Source organism: Pseudoalteromonas sp. L1 (assembly GCF_021728095.1).
GTDB lineage: Bacteria > Pseudomonadota > Gammaproteobacteria > Enterobacterales > Alteromonadaceae > Pseudoalteromonas.
Window position 1 is genome coordinate 739,949 of the sequence record NZ_JAKKCT010000002.1, and the last position, 17,776, is coordinate 757,724.

17 protein-coding genes and 1 pseudogene are annotated in these 17,776 nt (G+C 40.4%); 8 read left to right on the plus strand and 10 right to left on the minus strand.

Translation table 11 applies throughout. From position 1 onward, the window contains the following. Nucleotides 1–12: 12 nt before the first annotated feature. A complete protein-coding gene (gene cueR / locus L3V38_RS09435; RefSeq protein WP_237119230.1) occupies nucleotides 13–417 on the plus strand; it encodes a Cu(I)-responsive transcriptional regulator in 405 nt (134 codons plus the stop codon). Between the two features lie 79 nt (nucleotides 418–496). Here cueR and arsJ read toward each other — a convergent pair whose 3' ends face one another. From arsJ to L3V38_RS09455, 4 genes are all read right to left on the minus strand, one after another. Continuing rightward, nucleotides 497–1,705: an organoarsenical effux MFS transporter ArsJ gene (gene arsJ, locus L3V38_RS09440; protein WP_237119231.1), complete on the minus strand. Its 1,209-nt coding sequence runs from the start codon at nucleotides 1,703–1,705 to the stop codon at nucleotides 497–499. A 5-nt stretch (nucleotides 1,706–1,710) separates the two neighbouring features. Then, nucleotides 1,711–2,721 (minus strand): ArsJ-associated glyceraldehyde-3-phosphate dehydrogenase, encoded by a 1,011-nt coding sequence (locus tag L3V38_RS09445; protein WP_237119232.1) that lies wholly within the window; start codon nucleotides 2,719–2,721, stop codon nucleotides 1,711–1,713. A 76-nt stretch (nucleotides 2,722–2,797) separates the two neighbouring features. Continuing rightward, nucleotides 2,798–3,562: a metalloregulator ArsR/SmtB family transcription factor gene (locus tag L3V38_RS09450; protein ID WP_346729898.1), complete on the minus strand. Its 765-nt coding sequence runs from the start codon at nucleotides 3,560–3,562 to the stop codon at nucleotides 2,798–2,800. Between the two features lie 167 nt (nucleotides 3,563–3,729). Further along, nucleotides 3,730–4,539: a sulfite exporter TauE/SafE family protein gene (locus L3V38_RS09455; protein WP_237119233.1), complete on the minus strand. Its 810-nt coding sequence runs from the start codon at nucleotides 4,537–4,539 to the stop codon at nucleotides 3,730–3,732. A gap of 377 nt (nucleotides 4,540–4,916) precedes the next feature. Between L3V38_RS09455 and L3V38_RS09460 the strand changes: the two genes are divergently transcribed. The 4 genes from L3V38_RS09460 (at nucleotide 4,917) to L3V38_RS09475 (ending at nucleotide 8,197) form a co-directional block, all read left to right on the plus strand. Beyond that, nucleotides 4,917–5,894 (plus strand): DUF1852 domain-containing protein, encoded by a 978-nt coding sequence (locus L3V38_RS09460; protein ID WP_130151900.1) that lies wholly within the window; start codon nucleotides 4,917–4,919, stop codon nucleotides 5,892–5,894. Between the two features lie 11 nt (nucleotides 5,895–5,905). After that, entirely contained in the window at nucleotides 5,906–6,934 is a 1,029-nt protein-coding gene (locus tag L3V38_RS09465; protein WP_130151901.1) for a methionine synthase, read from the plus strand. A 267-nt stretch (nucleotides 6,935–7,201) separates the two neighbouring features. Continuing rightward, complete coding sequence (locus tag L3V38_RS09470) at nucleotides 7,202–7,711, plus strand: M23 family metallopeptidase (protein ID WP_237119234.1); 510 nt, start codon at nucleotides 7,202–7,204, stop codon at nucleotides 7,709–7,711. 150 nt (nucleotides 7,712–7,861) lie between these two features. Next, nucleotides 7,862–8,197, plus strand: coding sequence for a hypothetical protein (locus L3V38_RS09475; RefSeq protein ID WP_130151903.1), 336 nt, complete (start codon nucleotides 7,862–7,864; stop codon nucleotides 8,195–8,197). A 594-nt stretch (nucleotides 8,198–8,791) separates the two neighbouring features. Here L3V38_RS09475 and L3V38_RS09480 read toward each other — a convergent pair. From L3V38_RS09480 to L3V38_RS09495, 4 genes are all read right to left on the minus strand, one after another. Next, a complete protein-coding gene (locus L3V38_RS09480; protein WP_237119235.1) occupies nucleotides 8,792–9,172 on the minus strand; it encodes a hypothetical protein in 381 nt (126 codons plus the stop codon). Between the two features lie 118 nt (nucleotides 9,173–9,290). Continuing rightward, on the minus strand, nucleotides 9,291–9,878 hold the full coding sequence (locus tag L3V38_RS09485) for a hypothetical protein (protein WP_237119236.1): 588 nt from the start codon (nucleotides 9,876–9,878) through the stop codon (nucleotides 9,291–9,293). A gap of 105 nt (nucleotides 9,879–9,983) precedes the next feature. Then, complete coding sequence (locus tag L3V38_RS09490) at nucleotides 9,984–10,409, minus strand: hypothetical protein (protein ID WP_237119237.1); 426 nt, start codon at nucleotides 10,407–10,409, stop codon at nucleotides 9,984–9,986. 111 nt (nucleotides 10,410–10,520) lie between these two features. Next, entirely contained in the window at nucleotides 10,521–10,940 is a 420-nt protein-coding gene (locus L3V38_RS09495) for a hypothetical protein (RefSeq protein WP_237119238.1), read from the minus strand. Nucleotides 10,941–11,181: 241 nt separating this feature from the next. Between L3V38_RS09495 and L3V38_RS09500 the strand changes: the two are divergent. After that, a pseudogene (locus tag L3V38_RS09500) lies at nucleotides 11,182–12,153 on the plus strand (integron integrase). 195 nt (nucleotides 12,154–12,348) lie between these two features. Here the strand turns inward: L3V38_RS09500 and L3V38_RS09505 are convergent. Continuing rightward, the gene (locus L3V38_RS09505; protein ID WP_237119239.1) at nucleotides 12,349–12,558 is read right to left on the minus strand and encodes a hypothetical protein; all 210 of its coding nucleotides are present in this window, start codon (nucleotides 12,556–12,558) and stop codon (nucleotides 12,349–12,351) included. 490 nt (nucleotides 12,559–13,048) lie between these two features. Here L3V38_RS09505 and L3V38_RS09510 point away from each other — a divergent pair, with 490 nt between their 5' ends. Then, nucleotides 13,049–13,528: a hypothetical protein gene (locus L3V38_RS09510; RefSeq protein ID WP_237119240.1), complete on the plus strand. Its 480-nt coding sequence runs from the start codon at nucleotides 13,049–13,051 to the stop codon at nucleotides 13,526–13,528. Nucleotides 13,529–13,531: 3 nt separating this feature from the next. Here L3V38_RS09510 and L3V38_RS09515 read toward each other — a convergent pair whose 3' ends face one another. Then, on the minus strand, nucleotides 13,532–14,737 hold the full coding sequence (locus L3V38_RS09515) for an anhydro-N-acetylmuramic acid kinase (protein WP_237119241.1): 1,206 nt from the start codon (nucleotides 14,735–14,737) through the stop codon (nucleotides 13,532–13,534). Nucleotides 14,738–14,997: 260 nt separating this feature from the next. On the opposite strand from L3V38_RS09515, the gene L3V38_RS09520 reads away from it, so the two are divergent. Then, on the plus strand, nucleotides 14,998–17,733 hold the full coding sequence (locus L3V38_RS09520; RefSeq protein ID WP_237119242.1) for a TonB-dependent receptor: 2,736 nt from the start codon (nucleotides 14,998–15,000) through the stop codon (nucleotides 17,731–17,733). The last annotated feature ends 43 nt before the right edge of the window (nucleotides 17,734–17,776 follow it).

Consider the following 17,776-nt stretch of genomic DNA (forward strand, 5'->3'; position numbering starts at 1 on the left):
TGAGGAAGTTAAATGTCCGAATTGCTAACAATAGGTGAAGCCGCTAAAGCTAGCGGCTTAACGGCCAAAATGATCCGTCATTACGAAAAGTCGGGGTTGCTACAAAAACCACCTCGCACTGAATCTGGCTACCGTCTATATAATACAGAACAAATCAACCAGTTAAGCTTTATTCATCAAGCCCGTAAGTTAGGCTTCTCTCTTAACGAAATTCATTCGCTTATTGAACTATGGCAAAATCCTGAACGCGAAAGCAGGGCTGTAAAACAGCTTGCAGAACAGCATTTACATGAAGTCTCCACCAAGATATCAGAGCTTCAGCATATACAAAAAATATTAACCACACTTGCAAAAAGCTGCCGCGGTGACAGCAGCCCAAATTGCAGTATTTTAAAGCAATTAGCAAAGCCGAAATAATTTATTGAAAGCGGCTTTCTTCAGGCTGTGTCTCTTTAGGCTAACTGAATGTAAATAGGCTATTCGTTAATATCACTCACTAAATTTGTTTTGGCAATTTAGTCGAAATAAGTACGGTAATAACAATAAATAACAGTGAGATAGCTAAACAGGCTGCTAAGCCATAAAGCTGAAATACTAAGCCCGACAACACAGTACCAATTAAGCGTCCCATGGCATTGGCCATATAGTAAAAACCGACATCGAGTGATACGCCATCGGCATTAGCCATGCTAACAATTAAGTAGCTGTGCAAAGATGAGTTAATCGCGAATAACACACCAAATAACATCAACCCGCCAATCAGCATTGGTTTTACAGCCCACTCAAAACCAATAGCAAGGGCAATGGCTAAGGTGACTAAAGCAAGCAATGATGCCCACTTAACTGTTTCTGCGCTTGGTGATGTTTGCTTATTAAGCTTAATGATTTTAGGTGCAAAAGATTGCACAGCCCCATAGCCAATGACCCAACTAGCTAAGAAGGCCCCCACGGTCCAATGGTCCCAATCAAAGGCTTGAGATAAAAACACCGGTAGTGCAACTACAAACCAAACATCACGCGCACCAAACAAGAACAACCTCGCGGCTGACAAGATATTGATTGAACGGCTTTTTGAAAATATCTCGTTAAACTTAGGTTTGTTTTTAGCTTTGCCTAAATCATTTTTAAGTGCATAAAGACTAAAACACCACACCACCAGCAAAGTGGCAGCCATCACGAGCATTGCGCCTTTAAACGACATTAATGTGAGAAGTAAGCCACCTAAAAAGAAGCCCACACCTTTTAAGGCGTTTTTAGAGCCCGTTAGTATCGCCACCCATTTAAATAAAGTGCCTTCTTGGCCACTGGCAACCAGCATTTTAATTGAGCTTTTAGCACTCATTTTATTGAGATCTTTAGCAATACCCGACAGTGCTTGCGCTAACATCACATAGGCAACACTTAGCCATTCAGGGGGGGCTGCCAACATGAACAAGGCTGCAACCTGTATGGCAAGGCCAATGTTCATGGTTTTGTTTAAACCAAGCCTTGTGCCTAAATAACCGCCCACTAAGTTAGTGACAACACCAAAAATCTCATAAAACAAAAACAGCATGGCAATACTCAAAGGCGAGTAGCCAAGTGCATGAAAATGCAGTACTACCAACATTCTCAATGCGCCATCTGTTAGCGTAAATGCCCAGTAATTCCCGGTAACAATTAAGTACTGCTTTATATCAGCGGGAAGATTAGCCAAACGCGTCATTGCTTTTAACCTTGTAGTGATCGCGCAACTTTACGGGCAAGTTCAGCAGTGCGGTTTGCGTAACCCCATTCGTTATCGTACCAAACATACAGCTTAACTTGTGTCTCGTTCACAACCATAGTTGATAACGCATCAACAATGCTTGAGCGTGGATCAGTTTTGTAATCGATAGAAACAAGTGGCTTTTCTTCATAACCTAAAATGCCTTTTAGCTGGCCCTCTGCGGCTTCTTGCATCCATTGGTTAATTTGAGCAGCGGTGGTTGGCTTTTCAACTTCAAACACACAGTCAGTGATTGATGCATTTGCTAAAGGCACACGAACCGCGTGGCCGTTTAATTTGCCTTTAAGTTCAGGGAAAATATGTGTAATCGCTGTTGCTGAGCCCGTTGTAGTTGGAATTAAGCTCATGCCACATGCGCGAGCACGGCGTAAATCTTTATGGGGCGCATCTAAGATAGTTTGCGTATTAGTGATATCGTGAATAGTGGTCATTGAACCATGTTTGATACCAATTTTTTCTTGCAGTACTTTAACCACAGGTGCTAAACAGTTGGTAGTGCACGATGCTGCTGTAACAATATCGTGCTGCTGTACATCGTATAAATCATCATTTACACCCATCACTATATTCAGCACGCCGTCTTCTTTTACAGGGGCAGTGACAACAACTTTTTTCACACCTTGATCAAGGTAGGCTTGCAGTAATTCGGTTTTTTTCATCACGCCAGAGGCTTCAATAACAATATCGCAACCAGACCAATCAGTGTCTGCAATTGCTTTATTTTGTGTGACGTTAATTTCGTGGCCATCGATGATCACAGCATTTTCGTTACTTTCAACCTCATGAGGCCAAATACCGTGTACCGAATCATATTTTAGTAAGTGAGCCAGTGTTGCTGCATCACCCGCAGGGTCATTAATTTGCACAAACTCAACGTCGTCCCATGCAAACGCTGCTCTTAGCGATAAACGACCCATACGGCCAAAACCATTAATGCCTACTTTAATTGCCATTGTTAAGCTCCTACTTTTTGAAATTGTCTAACTTGTTTTACAGGGTTTGCCGACAGTTAACAGCAAACCGCTTTGTTTAATTACAACAGCGAGCAACACGGGTTGGACGATCATCCCCCATCGCATTTAGCCTTGCTAACTCGTTTTCTATGAAATTTGGTTCGTTTACCACGGTCGAGGTAATTGTTTGTTTCATCCATATTGGTAAGGTCGGATTTAAAGAGTAAAACACCCACTGCTGGTGTTTTCTATCCGACAAAATGCCCTGCTTTTTCAGCTGCGCTAAATGCCTTGAAACCTTTGGTTGGCTTTGCTCATTAAGTGCCGTCATTAATTCACACACGCAAACCTCTTGCTCAACGGCGATAAGTAATAAGCTTTTTAAACGAATATCATCTGCAAGCGCTTTATAAAATGTGGTTGGCGAAATAGAGACGGGCTTTTCTTTGTTGTGAGATTGCACAAACTGTTTAATTCGCTCATTGATCTCTTGCAAGGTTTTTTCGAATGCGTGAGGTTCGGAGCGAGTTTTAGGATCTGCAAAATCCCACGCAAGGCAGTGATTACCATCGACTCGGTTGGCACATTCTTTTGCAGCGTCATCACATAAGGTAATGACATAATCAAAGTGTGTATGCAAAAACTCATTAATATGCTTTGAATAAAAACCATCGGTATTTAAACCAAAATGCGCTATTGCAGCCAAAGTGCGTTCATCAACTACTGATGGCTGAGTACCCGCACTGTGTACTTCAAACTTATCTTTACCATGATGTTTAAGTAGTGCTTCAGCCATAATTGAGCGTGCTGAGTTTTCTGTACAAAGGAATAGAATGTTCACGGCTCACTCCATAACAATTTTGTTATATAATATTTTTGTTATATCAATAGTGCAAGCACTATCTCCGTTTCTAAATAAATCGCTCCTACTGTAAATAAAAAAAGCAGCGTAGCTGCTGCTTCTTGAAAACATGAAAGTTTAACTTTCGATACTCGAATAGTATCGAATTAACGCAATAACATATTAATAGCCATAATGATTAAAAGCGCAGCAAACACTTTTTTAACTGTGGATACTGGCAAGTGATGCGTTGCTTTTGCACCTAATGGCGCGGTAAACCACGAAGTACACACAATACCGAACAAAGCTGGTAAATAAACAAAACCAGCAAAGCCCTCTTTTAACGTAAAGTACTGACTGCCCGAACTGATGTAACCCACTGAGCCAAATAGTGCAATAACAATACCGCACGCCGAGGCGCAGCCAATGGCTTTTTTCATATCGACCGAGAAAAACGTGAGTAACGGTACTAACACGGCACCACCACCAATGCCTATCATGGCAGATAAACCGCCTGTGATTGTTGTATAAAACGTTAAAAGCCCTTTATTCGGTAATGCGCGAGTTGTTTGGGCATTATTTTTACTGCCAAAAATCATTTTCAATGCAATAAGCACCACACTTACTGCAAAGACAATTCGTACCACATCTTGCGGTAATAATGCTGCTAAGAAGCCACTTATCAGTGCGCCTAATGCAACTCCTGTCATAACCCAAGGAGCTAATTGCCAAGGCACATTGCCATTTTTATGGTGAGCAATGGCTGATGATGTTGAAGTAAAAAGGATTGATGCGAGCGATGTTGCAATAGCCACCAGCACAACTTGTTCCGCTGGTAAAATCTGAAAATGCAGCAGTATCATACTTAATATCGGCACGATCACTAAGCCACCACCGATCCCCAAGAGCCCTGCCAAAAAGCCAACACCACTGCCGAGTATCGCGCAGGCTAGTATTAACACGATTAATTCATTCATTTTACTTGTCTTTGTTATTAGTTAGGGAGCTGAGTATAACAACTAAAAGCAGTACAAATGACTATGAAGCCAATGATAAGTGGTGAATATTACTCACGTTTTATATGAAAAAATTACAACACCGCTAAAAACATCTAGCCATCTAGACATTTAAAAGTATTTTTCCATATATTGTCCTCTCTTTGCTGCTCACTAAACTAATCCCCCTACTTAGGTATGAATCAAATTCATGTTTTACCTGAAATAAAAACGTTTTTCTTCATGATAGTAAGCACGTATAAATTCATTACCGCTGCAGAGCAACCTAAGGTTAATAACCTAGCGATTTAAGGAAGGTGAGCAGCAATCATTTATCTCAGGACATTAGGTACATTGCCATGAAACACAATTTCTCATTTACAATTAAGAGTATTCGTCTTGACGAAAATTACCATCCGTCAAACAGCACCCGTATTACCACTAACTTCGCTAACCTAGCACGTGGCGAAAGTCGTCAGCAGAACTTACGTAATGCATTAAAAATGATAGATAACCGTTTCAATGCACTAGCAAATTGGGATAACCCACAAGGCAACCGCTATTCTGTTGAGCTTGAAATTGTCTCAGTTGATTTAGATATTGCAGGCAGTGGTGAAGCGTTTCCTTCAATTGAAGTTTTAAAGACCAACATCATTGACCATAAAACCAATGAACGTATTGAGGGAATTGTTGGTAACAACTTCTCATCATATGTCCGTGATTATGATTTTAGTGTGTTATTACTTGATCACAATAAAAGCAGAGAAGAATTTAGCATTCCAGATAACTTTGGCGATCTACACGGTAAGTTATTTAAATACTTTATTGATTCAGAAACGTATAAACAGCACTTCAAAAAGCCTCCGGTTATTTGCCTAAGCGTTTCTGACAATAAAACATATCACCGTACTGAAAATCACCACCCTGTTTTAGGTGTTGAGTATCAACCTAATGAATCGTCACTCACAGAACAGTATTTCAAAAAGATGGGCTTACAAGTTCGTTACTTTATGCCGCCAAACAGCGTTGCACCTTTAGCATTCTATTTTTTTGGTGACTTATTGAATGATTACACTAATTTAGAGCTAATCAGCACAATCAGTACCATGGAAACATTCCAAAAGATTTATCGACCGGAGATTTATAACGCAAACGCCGTAGCGGGTAGCAAGTATCAACCAAATTTACGAAATGCCGATCACTCTATCACACAGATAGTTTATGACCGCGAAGAACGCAGCCAACTTGCCATTGCTCAAGGTAAGTTTACAGAACAGCACTTTATTAAGCCTTATCAATCAGTTTTGGAACAGTGGTCGGCTAACTACGCGATTTAATGAGAGTTAACATGAAAAAATTATTACCAACATCGACAGCGGGCAGCTTACCAAAACCTTCTTGGCTCGCTGAACCCGAAACTCTATGGTCGCCATGGAAGTTACAAGGTGCAGAGCTTATTGATGGCAAACAAGATGCGCTACGTGTAGCCCTGCAAGAGCAACAACAGGCTGGCGTTGATATTGTCAGCGACGGTGAGCAAACACGCCAACACTTTGTAACCACCTTTATTGAACATTTGAATGGTGTTGACTTTGAAAACCGTAAAACAGTCACTATTCGCAATCGCTACGAAGCAAGTGTGCCAAGCGTCGTTGGGCCGGTATCACGCAGCAAATCAGTGTTTGTTGAAGACGCTAAATTTTTACGTTCACAAACCAAACAGCCAATAAAATGGGCACTACCAGGCCCTATGACCATGATAGACACCTTGTATGACGCGCACTATCAAAGCCGAGAAAAGCTGGCATGGGAATTTGCCAAAATACTCAATCAAGAAGCCAAAGAGCTCGAAGCCGCGGGCGTTGATATTATCCAATTTGATGAGCCTGCGTTTAATGTATTTTTTGATGATGTAAATGACTGGGGCATTAAGTGCCTAGAAAGAGCAATCGAAGGGCTAAACTGCGAAACAGCCGTACACATTTGCTACGGCTATGGCATCAAAGCAAATACAGATTGGAAACAAACGCTTGGGAATGAATGGCGTCAATACGAAGAAGTGTTTCCAAAACTACAAAAATCGAATATCGATATTATTTCGCTGGAGTGTCACAACTCTCGCGTACCTATTGAACTGCTTGAACTTATTCGCGGTAAAAAAGTAATGGTTGGTGCAATTGATGTGGCAACCACTGACATTGAAACACCCGATGAGGTGGCCGCAACGTTGCGCGAAGCTCTCAAATATGTAGACGCTGACAAGCTTTACCCCTGCACCAACTGCGGTATGGCACCACTTTCAAGAGATGTAGCTACGGCTAAACTAAGTGCACTTAGTCAAGGTGCTGAAATCGTAAGAGCTGAATTAGGCGCGTAGTTAATAAGCTCGCTCCCCACGTTATTCTTAAATCTACATATTAATCTATTCATTAAAAGTGCTTCATCATACCTTGAAGCACTTTCTTCCCTTTTACGGCTCACGCTTTAAACTAAAGATAAAATTCACTCTAAAGTACATAAAGTTCCCCCCTCATTATGAATCAGAGTAGTCCAAACAACAGATGGCGTTGTTTTGTATTGTTTTTTAGACTATTAATGAGTTTAATGGGTCAGCTTTAATTAAAAATATGTCATGGATAAGACAATGAAATACATAAAATATAGCTTCCTTACTTTAGGCTTGATAATCTTAATTGGTATGTTGATACCAGAAAAAATCATTATTCCTGTTAAAGGAGCGACACCGAATGATTGGAACCATGAAACTTTTTGGTTCGAGCCTTGGGGCTCTTCTGTTGTACATAAAGGTATTGATATATTTGGCAAGAAGGGAACCACCGTTTCAGCTGCAAGCTCTGGTATTGTTGTTTTTTCGGGTCATTTCAACAAGGGTGGTAAGGCTATTGCTATTTTAGGGCCAAAGTGGCGTATTCATTACTTTTCTCACCTAGATAGCCTTTCAGTCGCGAGTGGGAGCCTTGTTAAAATAGGTGATACCATCGGCACATTAGGTAATTCTGGTAACGCAATTGGTAAACCGTCACACGTTCACTATTCAATTTTATCTCTGCTACCACTTCCTTGGTTAATGACAAATGAAACCCAAGGATGGAAGAAGATGTTCTATCTAAACCCTCATGAAAAACTACTGTAAAGAGCTGAATTAATTACTCCTTCTACTATTTTATTAACCCTCATTCAGAGAGGGTTAACTAAAAATCTGCAAAATAGCGTTGGCTAGATTTATTATTCTTTGCTAGATTTTAGTTGTACCCAATGGATGGGCAAATATTGAGGGATTAATATGAATGAGTTCGATATTTTCATTAAAAATATAGTCATGGATTACATTCGAGACCATGGTACTTGCAGTGATATTTGTGAAGAAAATGAACAGCTAACCTTCTACGTTGACATAGAAAACCCAGATAACGTCATCTCACATCAGCAGTTTAAAGTCACCTACCCTATTACTTACTCAATTCAGTCAGCTATTAAACATGAAGTTGATTTACTGAGGTATTTAGACTCTGGCGAAATAAGAACACCGTTTACAACCGATATCGTCGAAGTACTTAAGTCGGAACTCGAGTCGTTCATGTACAGCAATAAACCTAAAGGTGAATACCAGATTTATTGATGGGTTTGTTGTGCTCCTAGATGGCTCATAAGCGACCTTAACCTATTAGCTCTAAATCGTTAAATGGCAAAAGCTGAGTTATATTTAAAACCCGTTGATGGACATTTTCGATTTAGGACTGAAATTTAGTAACGCTGTTGTAACCGACTAAAAACAGTTGGCTAAAATTTTGTGAGCCACGAACAAAGCCAACTATTTTTTGTCCGAGTTTACAACTTTGTTATGTTCACTTTTAACTTTTAAAGTAAGTGTTTGTTTAGTCATATTTCAATATGATAAATGTTTTAAACTTAACTAAAGAAAAAACCAATTAGCATTAAAGCGACTACAGAGTAGACCAACATCAGTTGCCATTTATTAAACCGAAAGAAAAACTCGTAACCACAAACAGGGCAAAGCCTTTTTGTATATTGAGGTGCAACTCGCTCTTCTCTAGGAATAACATCGGAATTGCATTTAGGGCATTTCAACTGATTTCACCTGTGAACATAACGCCCGCATAATAGGCGGATTAAGCTTGGCTGAAATTAGCGAAGAATGAGCGCAGCCAAGCTTTTTGCGTCCACCCTTAATGCGATTGTTATGTGCCTTGTACTACAAAACGTGAATATCATTTATAGTGGCACTAAACTGATTATTTTTGACCCGAGAAAACTCGAACTCTACGGTTAAATCTGTGATTTCATCATTCACAGGGAAATAGAAACCAAAAAGGTAACTACCGTCATTACATTGCAGGAATTCTGGTGTACAAAAAGCTATATCAGTATTCTCGATTTTAAATTCTGATTCGTTACCGTAATAATCAAAAACAGCTTCTCTTATTTCTTTTTCACCCCAGCGTGCACCGTAATTATTAGGTACAGTTACCAAACTAAGTGCTTGTTCAAAACTATCCTGCGACAGGTAGCAAAGCCATTTTTGACAGTATGCTTTTAACTCAGGTTCAACATTTTGGTTTAACAGTTTTAGCATGACTTTCCTTAGGCACATAACGCCTTACTAATGGGCGCAAAATGTAGCTTGGCTAAACTTAGCGACGAAGGAGCACAAGCCAAGCATTTTGCGTCCTTTTGAGTAACTTGTTATATGGCTATTTGCTGTCTAGCCAACACTTAGAAAATACTATGTTATTAGAGTTTGAAACAACAAGTTTATGCACATAGTTTAAACCATGGGCAGGTTCTGGGTCTTTACCAACCATATACACAGTATTAGATGAGGAAACCAATTTTTCATTAATACTTACCGATGCATCATTATTTAGTAATACTCCTTCGAATAATCCTTGGTAACCTGCCATAACATGAATTGCTTTATTTAATTCTTGCCCACGCAATCCTTCTGTCGGTATCCAAAGGCTTGAATGATCAACAAGTTTGTTTGGTGGCAATTCAGACAAGCTATTAATTATGAATGCTTTTGCATTTTTTAAATAAGGCTTATGAGTTGCCATATTTCTTTCAACAAAGTTTATTGCTTTTGAAACAGAAACAATAACTTTTGAGTTGTTAGTTTTATAGAAAATAGCAGGTAGCTCGTAAGATTCGGGATGGCTTAAATTGGATTTCCATTTAACTGGATATTGATTTGACTCACAAGGATCGGTTTCAGCGTTCACAAGGCTAGAAACTAAAAATACTAATAAGACTAAAATTTTCTGCATACTTTCACTAGCCATATAACGCCCCAATCAGGGGCTTTTATACAGTTGGCTAAAATAACGAACGCAGTGAGGGAAGCCAACTGTTAAAAGTCCCTGCCTGCATTGGCTTGTTATACGTTTTTACTCAATACTCAAAATGACTTCATCTCTTGAGTTTTCATGAGTGACTAACACGCTACTTTTAATTGATTTATTTAACCACGATAAGAAGTTAAGTAACACACCAAAGTCACTTTTAGATTTTATATCTTTGGGATCTAAATCAAACTCGATTTCATAGCTTTTAAAAAAGTGACAGTTAATGAGCATGTCACCAACTTGGATAGAAAGTAACGTTGGCTCACTACTTTGTAAGTTCCAAATTGAACCTATTGAATCAGGTAAAGCCCGAACAACGCCACCGTGCGTGAAAACATATGAGTATTCAGCTGAATTTAAAGCAGTAAAAAATAAGCTCCAAGTGTTTTTATCACCTGAAGTTACAATGATGTCTCTCAGTGAGCCATCTTGTTCGAAGTGCGATTTTAGATTATTCCATCTATCCATGAGAAACGTATAACGTCCCAAGCAGGGGCAAGTACATGCAGGCTATAATACGGAACGAAGTGACGGGAGCCTGCATGTAATTGTCCCGCTGACTTGGTTTGTTAGGTGTACTTACACGTTTTGTGTATACGGCTTTATACCAACTAATTCTGAAACACCTGAACCTGATTTTAGAGAAAACTTGATAGAGGACACAAAGGTATCCAATGCCAAGGCTTCGAATTGAACGGTAAATTTTGCAGTATATGCGTTGTCATTTGAGACAGAGACTAGCACTGCAGTATGACCAACTGAATCGAAGCAATGAAATTTAAGCTCGCAATAACCATAACTTGAATCAGCATCACCAGTTTTAAAGATTACTTCATCTGAATTAGATTGAGGAAAAACTGATAATTGATTAGCAAATTCTTCCAAAAGCTGAACATTTAAGTATTGCTCAGTTTTTCCTGCGAAGTCTTCATTGCACGCCGTTATCCATATTTTCGAAGGTTCATCTCGTAAAAATTCGATCTCTAATCTTGGCTGCATCTACCAGTACACCTAACAATTTAATATCGACCCAATGGGTCGTTTCTCTACCAATGGTTGGGTCGTTTATCTGATTGAACCAGTTTTATCATACATCTTAAGCCATTTCCAAATAATAACATTTAGAAAAATCATCTTTTGACAAAAAGTAGAAAACGACTCATTTGCTCGTTTTCTTGACTATGGGGGCAAAGCAGCCAAACTGTATATGCGTACAGCATTAATTTTTATTGGAATAGTTATGAGAACACGCTCGCTATTTTTAAACTCAATCATAGATTACATGTTAGCCAAACAATATTCTTTACGGTCGGTTGACACTTACCTGAAATGGATTGCTGGCTTTATTAATTATCACGACAAGCGGCACCCCTCATCTATGGGGGATAATGAGGTCGAAAAATATTTAAACTATTTGGTTTTGAAGAAAAATGTATCACCTAAAACCCAAGCGACGGCTTTAAATGCGCTGGCATTTTTATATAAACACATCATAAAACAAGAGTTATCGCCCGACCTTGTCTTTGTGCGTAGTAAAAAACAGCAAAAACTTCCGATTGTTATGACACCTGATGAAGTAAAATTGTTGATGTCATTTTTAGATAAACGCTATTACTTAATCGCTGGGTTAATGTATGGTAGCGGTTTACGCGTGATGGAGGCTGTCCAATTACGTGTTCAAGATATTGATTTTGATTATAAAAGCATTCGGATATGGAATGGTAAAGGTAATAAACATCGCATAGTGACTTTAGCCACTGAGTTAATTCCTTTATTAAGAAGTCAGATTATGCAGGCCAATGATTATCTGCTGCTTGATATAAAGAACGAGCAATTCGCGGGAGTTTGAATGCCTAATACCCTTGCTCGTAAATATCCATCCGCAAATAAATCTCTGGCATGGCAATATTTGTTTCCCTCTTATAAATTAAGTGCAGATCCACAAACAGGTGAAATTAGACGACATCATTTTTATCCCACAGGGGTGCGCAAAGCGATTAAAAAAGCTGCGTTAAAAGCACAACTGACTAAACCAATTACACCTCATACGCTAAGACACTCGTTCGCAACGCATTTACTACAAAGTGGAGCAGATATTCGTACTGTGCAAAGCCAACTCGGTCACTCAGACGTTAAAACAACACAAATATATACCCATGTTTTACAACAAGGTGCTAATGGAGTGGTAAGCCCATTGAGTAAGCTACTCTAATGAAGCAATTTTCAGCTATTAGTTCTTGCTCATTAAATAGACCTGAAGTTATGACTTAATTTAGTGGTAGTTAACGTCTGCTATTGGGAAATGTGGCTTTAATAAATAGAAAGCGTTAGCTTCCGCTTTTCGCTCATTTGAGACACATAGAGTTTTTATACTAACGCGCAAAGGGGCCAAAATGCGTTGCAGTTATTAAATGAGGAAGTGTTTTTCCTCATATTCTTCAACCAATGCAGCGAGCCTTTCAAGCTCGTCACCTTCTAGAGTTCCGGGTTCGGCTGCATCAAACAGTGATTCAATTCGCTTCAACGCGACCTTGTAATCACTTTCAGAAATTTCAAGGCCCAACTCATCCAATGTTACCTCAGCTAGTTCACCACTATGCGCAGTATTGGGTGTCATCCCCTCGACCAGTTCTTTTTCAGATCACCGTTTTTTGCTCACAACTCGTCTTTCCATTCAAAATGAGATTAGATAATTTATAGCATACTGAGTTATTAGCTACAGCGTAAGGTTTGTCCTGAAACACGCAATGGGGCATTTTTGAGTTAAGAGACAGCACAAAAAAGGCAGGTTTTTGATTAATCCAAACTGAGCTTTGTATTACCTCCAGTACTTGATATTTTAATTATGATTCATCTGTAGCTTTGAGGTAAATATACAGGTATCACGCCTTATCAGAAAACCCCAAATATCGATATTTCCCTCCACCCTAAAACCCTTACCAGACAAAACTTTCTATTCCAATCTTGTCAGAAACCATTCCAGTTCTGGAACAGAAAGTACAGACCCTCTGTCTCTAAATAATACGCTTTATGACAATAGTCATAATTCTGTCATTTAACTGATCAATAATTGACGCTAATTTAATCACCCACGTAATGAAGAAGTAATGGACAGTGCCTTGGTGCAACTTTCGTTTGCACTCCCCTCTAGTGACGATCCTATGTGTGCTGCACTTGCGCATACTGTAGAATATGAACAATTGCATTTTATTGCCGATGAGCAAAAGCGTGTCGTATTTTGCTGCGTGCTACCAGATGATGCTCATCAGGGCGATGTAATCTCTATCAGTGCAACACGTCCTGATGCGCGAGAGTCTGCCTATTTTACTGCCCATACACTTACGCAAAACGATTTAGAGCAGCACGTTATTATGCTCACACTAAATGATGTGACGCATAGCGGCGAGTTTGTATTGCAACTCATGCTACATGGCAAGCATGCCACCTTAAAAGACAGTGCGCAGTTTGATGTGAGCCTTGCTACTAGCAGCTGTACAGCTGAAAGCTTAACTAAGCAGCAAGATAAAACGCAAAGTTTACGCCATTACATTAGTAGTATTGGCGCTAGCTTCTTGGCTTTTTTTTAGGGCCTAATCAGCAAAGCTAATTTTCCCCATGGTAATATCGGGGATCCCTTGCTCGGTATTACCAAATCGCTGTTGCCCACCCGACAAGCATTCATTCGCTAAAATAGCAAATAACACCGCCTCTTTGGCATCAGGGTTTATACCTAATTCATCTGTGTTTTTGATAGCTAAAAGTTGTGGGCAGTTGTTTAAAATAACTTTCATTAATAATGAGTTATGTACCCCACCACCACTTGCATACACTGCAACTTGACTAAGGCCGTCACTACATTGAGTAATTGCTTTGGCAATCATTAACCCAGAAAAATGCACCAGTGTTGCCATGACATCAAAGTGAGACAAGTGCTCGGTGTTGGTACGTGCTTGCGCCGCTGCTAAATAGTCTAAATTAAACACTTCGGGGCCTGTGGTTTTTGGAAAAGCAAGGCCGAAGAATGCATTATCACAGAGCGCATTTAACAACGGTTCACTCACCTTTCCTTGGCTTGCGATTGCAGCATCTTTATCATAATGCTGCGGCGCAAAATGGCGCTGAATATATGCATCCATAATAGTATTGCCAGGGCCTATATCTGAGCTAAAAACAGCACGCGCATCGGCTGATTTAGGTAAGTAGGTCAAGTTTGCAATACCGCCCATATTAAGCAATATGCGGTTTTCGCTGGTGCTTGTGAAATACAAATAGTCTCCATACACTGCAAGGGGGGCGCCCTCACCTCCTGCAGCAATGTGTTTTTGTCTAAAATCACCAATCGTGGTGACTCCTGCTGTCACAGCAAGATGATCACTATCACCAATTTGTAATGTGGCATTGCCGTATTCTGGGCGCTTGTGCTGACTTTTTGGGCAGTGGTAAATCGTTTGTCCATGGCTTGCTATTACATCGACAAGCTCTTTCGCTACATTCCACTTCGCTAGAGTTTTTGCAACCATGTCACCATGTAATTGACCAATCCATGGGTTCAGTAGAGTCACCTCTTCAAGATCACACTCACGCTTTGCAAACACCCGTTTAACTCGTGACTTATAATCATCGTCGTAGTCAACTGTGGTGAATTTTATAACGTCAACATGGGTATTCATACCCTGTCCTGATACCTCACATAACGCGATATCGAGGCCGTCTAGTGAGGTTCCACTCATCAGACCAACAATTAATTTTTTTTCTTTTTTGGCGCTTAAGTACAGTTTTTCAATATGTTGATGCATAAATAAATCACTTAAAATCAGCTTTTTATATGAAAATAAACAAGCTTGGATGTTGGAATAGTTTATATTTTAAAATAATAGATTCAAAGAATAATTATTGCAAAGATTTTTAAATTGCTTTAAAACTGTACGAGTGAACTCCCCAAAAGGAGAACACGGAACGCATCATAACAAAAAGTATGACTCATTAAATTAACTAAATGGTCTAGGTAATAAGCCAACCAGCGTTGATTTAAATGATAAAACGCTAGGGAATCAACATGAAAGCAAAGACAACATCCACAACGCGCTCGTTTTTACTGCTCTCGCCACTTGCGATCGCAGTCAGTTCAATTATCGGCGTAGCCCATGCAGAAGAAGCAGAACAAGTAAAAAAGCCTGAAGTAATCACTGTAACAGGGTCGCGTATCCAACGTGCAGAGCTTGCATCTAGCAGCCCTGTCGTCAGTGTTGACGAAGCGCAAATCCATCTCGACCGCGCAGTAAACGTAGAAGATATCACAGCAAAGCTGCCGCAAGCTGCGGCGGGTGCAAACAGCACGGGTGCAACAGTCGGTGACTCATTTGGCTCATCAACTATTGATTTACGCGGCCTTGGTCAAAACCGAACATTGGTACTTATTGACGGTACTCGCGCCGTACCATTTAGTTTTCGTAACTCGGTTGACGTAAATACCATTCCTGCCGGATTAATTAAACGCGTTGATGTATTAACTGGCGGAGCCGCGGCCGTTTACGGTGCCGATGCGGTGGCTGGTGTTGTCAACTTCGTTTTAGATGATGATTTTACTGGTGCAGAGTTTTCAACCAGCTATGAAAGTGCTGATGGTGGTAACGAAAAACTAAATTTCGAGGCGATTTTTGGTGGCGATATTGCTGATGGCCGTGGCCACATTACTGGTTATTTAGGTTACACAGAGCGTAAGGAGTTATTAGCAGGTGAACGTGATTATGCACTTGAAAACTCGACACCTTTAATTAATAGCGGTGGTTACTACACTGACGTAGCTTCTGGCAATAGTCTTGCAATTACCGATGCAGGTGCTGTAACAAATGAACGCCAAACCTCTGATTTTACTTCTCACCGCTACTTAACACAGCCAATGGATCGTTTCTCTGCTGGGTTACTATTTGATGTTGACGTAAGCGACAGTGCAATCGCTTATGGTCGCGCTATGTACTCAAAAGTAACCGTTAATGGTGCGGGAGCGAGTGGTCAAACACCTATTTTTGTTAATGAGCAAGTGACTCTTTCACAAGATAATACTTATATCCCTGATGAGCTACGTGACCAACTAACATTTGACAGTGAAGGCAATGCCCTTGTTAATGTTGAACGTAATTTAGGTTTGGGTGTTCAACACACCAAAGCAGTGCGTGACTCAATGCAATTTCAATTGGGTTTAAAAGGCGATATTACTGACTACTTACGCTACGATGTGTACGGTCAGTATGGTAAAACCGATGAAGTTGCGACTATTTACAACAACGCTTACCGTAATGATAATAATGGCAATAGCCGCTTTGCTGCACTGGCAAACTCAGTGGATATTTTTGATCCGAACCATGATTTTAGTGACTTTAGCGATCCCTTGCTTTATACCACCCGCGACCGTACACAAAGTGTGATATCAGCAACCTTATCGGGTGATTCTGGGTTCCTATTTGAGTTACCAGCCGGTGCTATCGATTTTGCAATTGGTTATGAATACCGTAAAGAAACCGGTAAACAAACACCAGGCGATGCCTTTAGAAACGGCACCAGCTTTGCCTCAATTAGCGCGTTCGATATGGATGCAAGCTTTAGCTCAGAAGAGTTCTATGCCGAAATTTTAGTGCCAATTTTAGTTGACCAACCTTTTGCTGAAGAGCTTAGCTTTGAAGGTGCGTACCGTATTTCTGATTATTCGAACACAGAAGCAGAAGACACCTACAAACTAGGTATCAACTGGGCAATTAACAGTGATATTCGTATTCGTGCAAACCGCTTAACAGCATTTAGAGCACCTAACTTAGGTGAATTTGCCAGCCCTATCACAGCACTTTCGTTATCGTTATTCGATCAAAACAGTGACCAATTTGTACCTCGTCTAGCAGGGCGCTATAACGGCGATCCTTGCTTATTAGGCACAGGTGATGCAACACAATGTGCAGCCTTTGGCGCACCTGCTGTTGGTACACAGTTTGATTCAAGCACCGCTGAGTATACCTACGGTGGCAACCCGAATATAAAACCAGAGCAAGCAGAGTCAGATACACTTGGCGTTGTATACACACCAAGTTACATAGACGGTTTTGATTTGTCCGTTGATTACTACAGTATCCGTGTCACCGATGCTGTAAGCCAAATTCAACCAGGCGCAGCACTACAAAGCTGTTATATTGACGATCCGAATCCGAACAATCCATTGTGTGGTGCGGTACTTCGCGATCCGAATACTGGCTTTATTAGTACAGCGATCGTGAACGACTTTAACCTAGCCGCGATTGAACAAGAAGGTATCGACGTTGCAGCCAACTACGTGATTGATGCACCAGAGCAAATGGGTGGTCGTTTCAGGTTCTCGTATCAAGGTAACTTTGTTACAAAACAAACTCGCCAAAACAACAGTACAGTGCCAGAAATTGACTGTAAAGGCACTTACGGCAGCGCATGTTCTGGTGACTTTGCGAGTATTTTGCAAGCAGATTACAAACACCGTGCAAGCATTGATTGGCAGTTAGACGATATGAACTTCCAACTTGGCTGGCGCAGAATCGGCGAAGTTGAGTACGCTGTTGACCGCTCAGAAACTATTTCAGCGCAGAACTACTTAGATTTTGCTGCGGCTTGGCAAGTTAATGAGGAACTTGCAGTTAATTTTGGTGTCGATAACTTATTAGACCGTGAACCGCCAACACCTGAGGTAGGCGCAAACCACTTTAACACCGTGAGTGATTATAGTGTGATTGGCCGCTCAGTCGGTGTATCACTGAGATATGCTCCAAGCTTCTAATTAATCCTACTGTTTTAGCTACACAGGATTGATCCCCACAAGC

What these genes read in the sequence shown, in the direction of transcription:
- cueR (WP_237119230.1), top strand. Translation starts at nt 13, where the DNA reads ATGTCCGAATTGCTAACAATAGGTGAAGCCGCTAAAGCTAGCGGCTTA.
- arsJ (WP_237119231.1), bottom strand. Translation starts at nt 1,705, where the DNA reads ATGACGCGTTTGGCTAATCTTCCCGCTGATATAAAGCAGTACTTAATT.
- L3V38_RS09445 (WP_237119232.1), bottom strand. Translation starts at nt 2,721, where the DNA reads ATGGCAATTAAAGTAGGCATTAATGGTTTTGGCCGTATGGGTCGTTTA.
- L3V38_RS09455 (WP_237119233.1), bottom strand. Translation starts at nt 4,539, where the DNA reads ATGAATGAATTAATCGTGTTAATACTAGCCTGCGCGATACTCGGCAGT.
- L3V38_RS09460 (WP_130151900.1), top strand. Translation starts at nt 4,917, where the DNA reads ATGAAACACAATTTCTCATTTACAATTAAGAGTATTCGTCTTGACGAA.
- L3V38_RS09465 (WP_130151901.1), top strand. Translation starts at nt 5,906, where the DNA reads ATGAAAAAATTATTACCAACATCGACAGCGGGCAGCTTACCAAAACCT.
- L3V38_RS09470 (WP_237119234.1), top strand. Translation starts at nt 7,202, where the DNA reads ATGAAATACATAAAATATAGCTTCCTTACTTTAGGCTTGATAATCTTA.
- L3V38_RS09475 (WP_130151903.1), top strand. Translation starts at nt 7,862, where the DNA reads ATGAATGAGTTCGATATTTTCATTAAAAATATAGTCATGGATTACATT.
- L3V38_RS09480 (WP_237119235.1), bottom strand. Translation starts at nt 9,172, where the DNA reads ATGCTAAAACTGTTAAACCAAAATGTTGAACCTGAGTTAAAAGCATAC.
- L3V38_RS09485 (WP_237119236.1), bottom strand. Translation starts at nt 9,878, where the DNA reads ATGGCTAGTGAAAGTATGCAGAAAATTTTAGTCTTATTAGTATTTTTA.
- L3V38_RS09490 (WP_237119237.1), bottom strand. Translation starts at nt 10,409, where the DNA reads ATGGATAGATGGAATAATCTAAAATCGCACTTCGAACAAGATGGCTCA.
- L3V38_RS09495 (WP_237119238.1), bottom strand. Translation starts at nt 10,940, where the DNA reads ATGCAGCCAAGATTAGAGATCGAATTTTTACGAGATGAACCTTCGAAA.
- L3V38_RS09505 (WP_237119239.1), bottom strand. Translation starts at nt 12,558, where the DNA reads ATGACACCCAATACTGCGCATAGTGGTGAACTAGCTGAGGTAACATTG.
- L3V38_RS09510 (WP_237119240.1), top strand. Translation starts at nt 13,049, where the DNA reads ATGGACAGTGCCTTGGTGCAACTTTCGTTTGCACTCCCCTCTAGTGAC.
- L3V38_RS09515 (WP_237119241.1), bottom strand. Translation starts at nt 14,737, where the DNA reads ATGCATCAACATATTGAAAAACTGTACTTAAGCGCCAAAAAAGAAAAA.
- L3V38_RS09520 (WP_237119242.1), top strand. Translation starts at nt 14,998, where the DNA reads ATGAAAGCAAAGACAACATCCACAACGCGCTCGTTTTTACTGCTCTCG.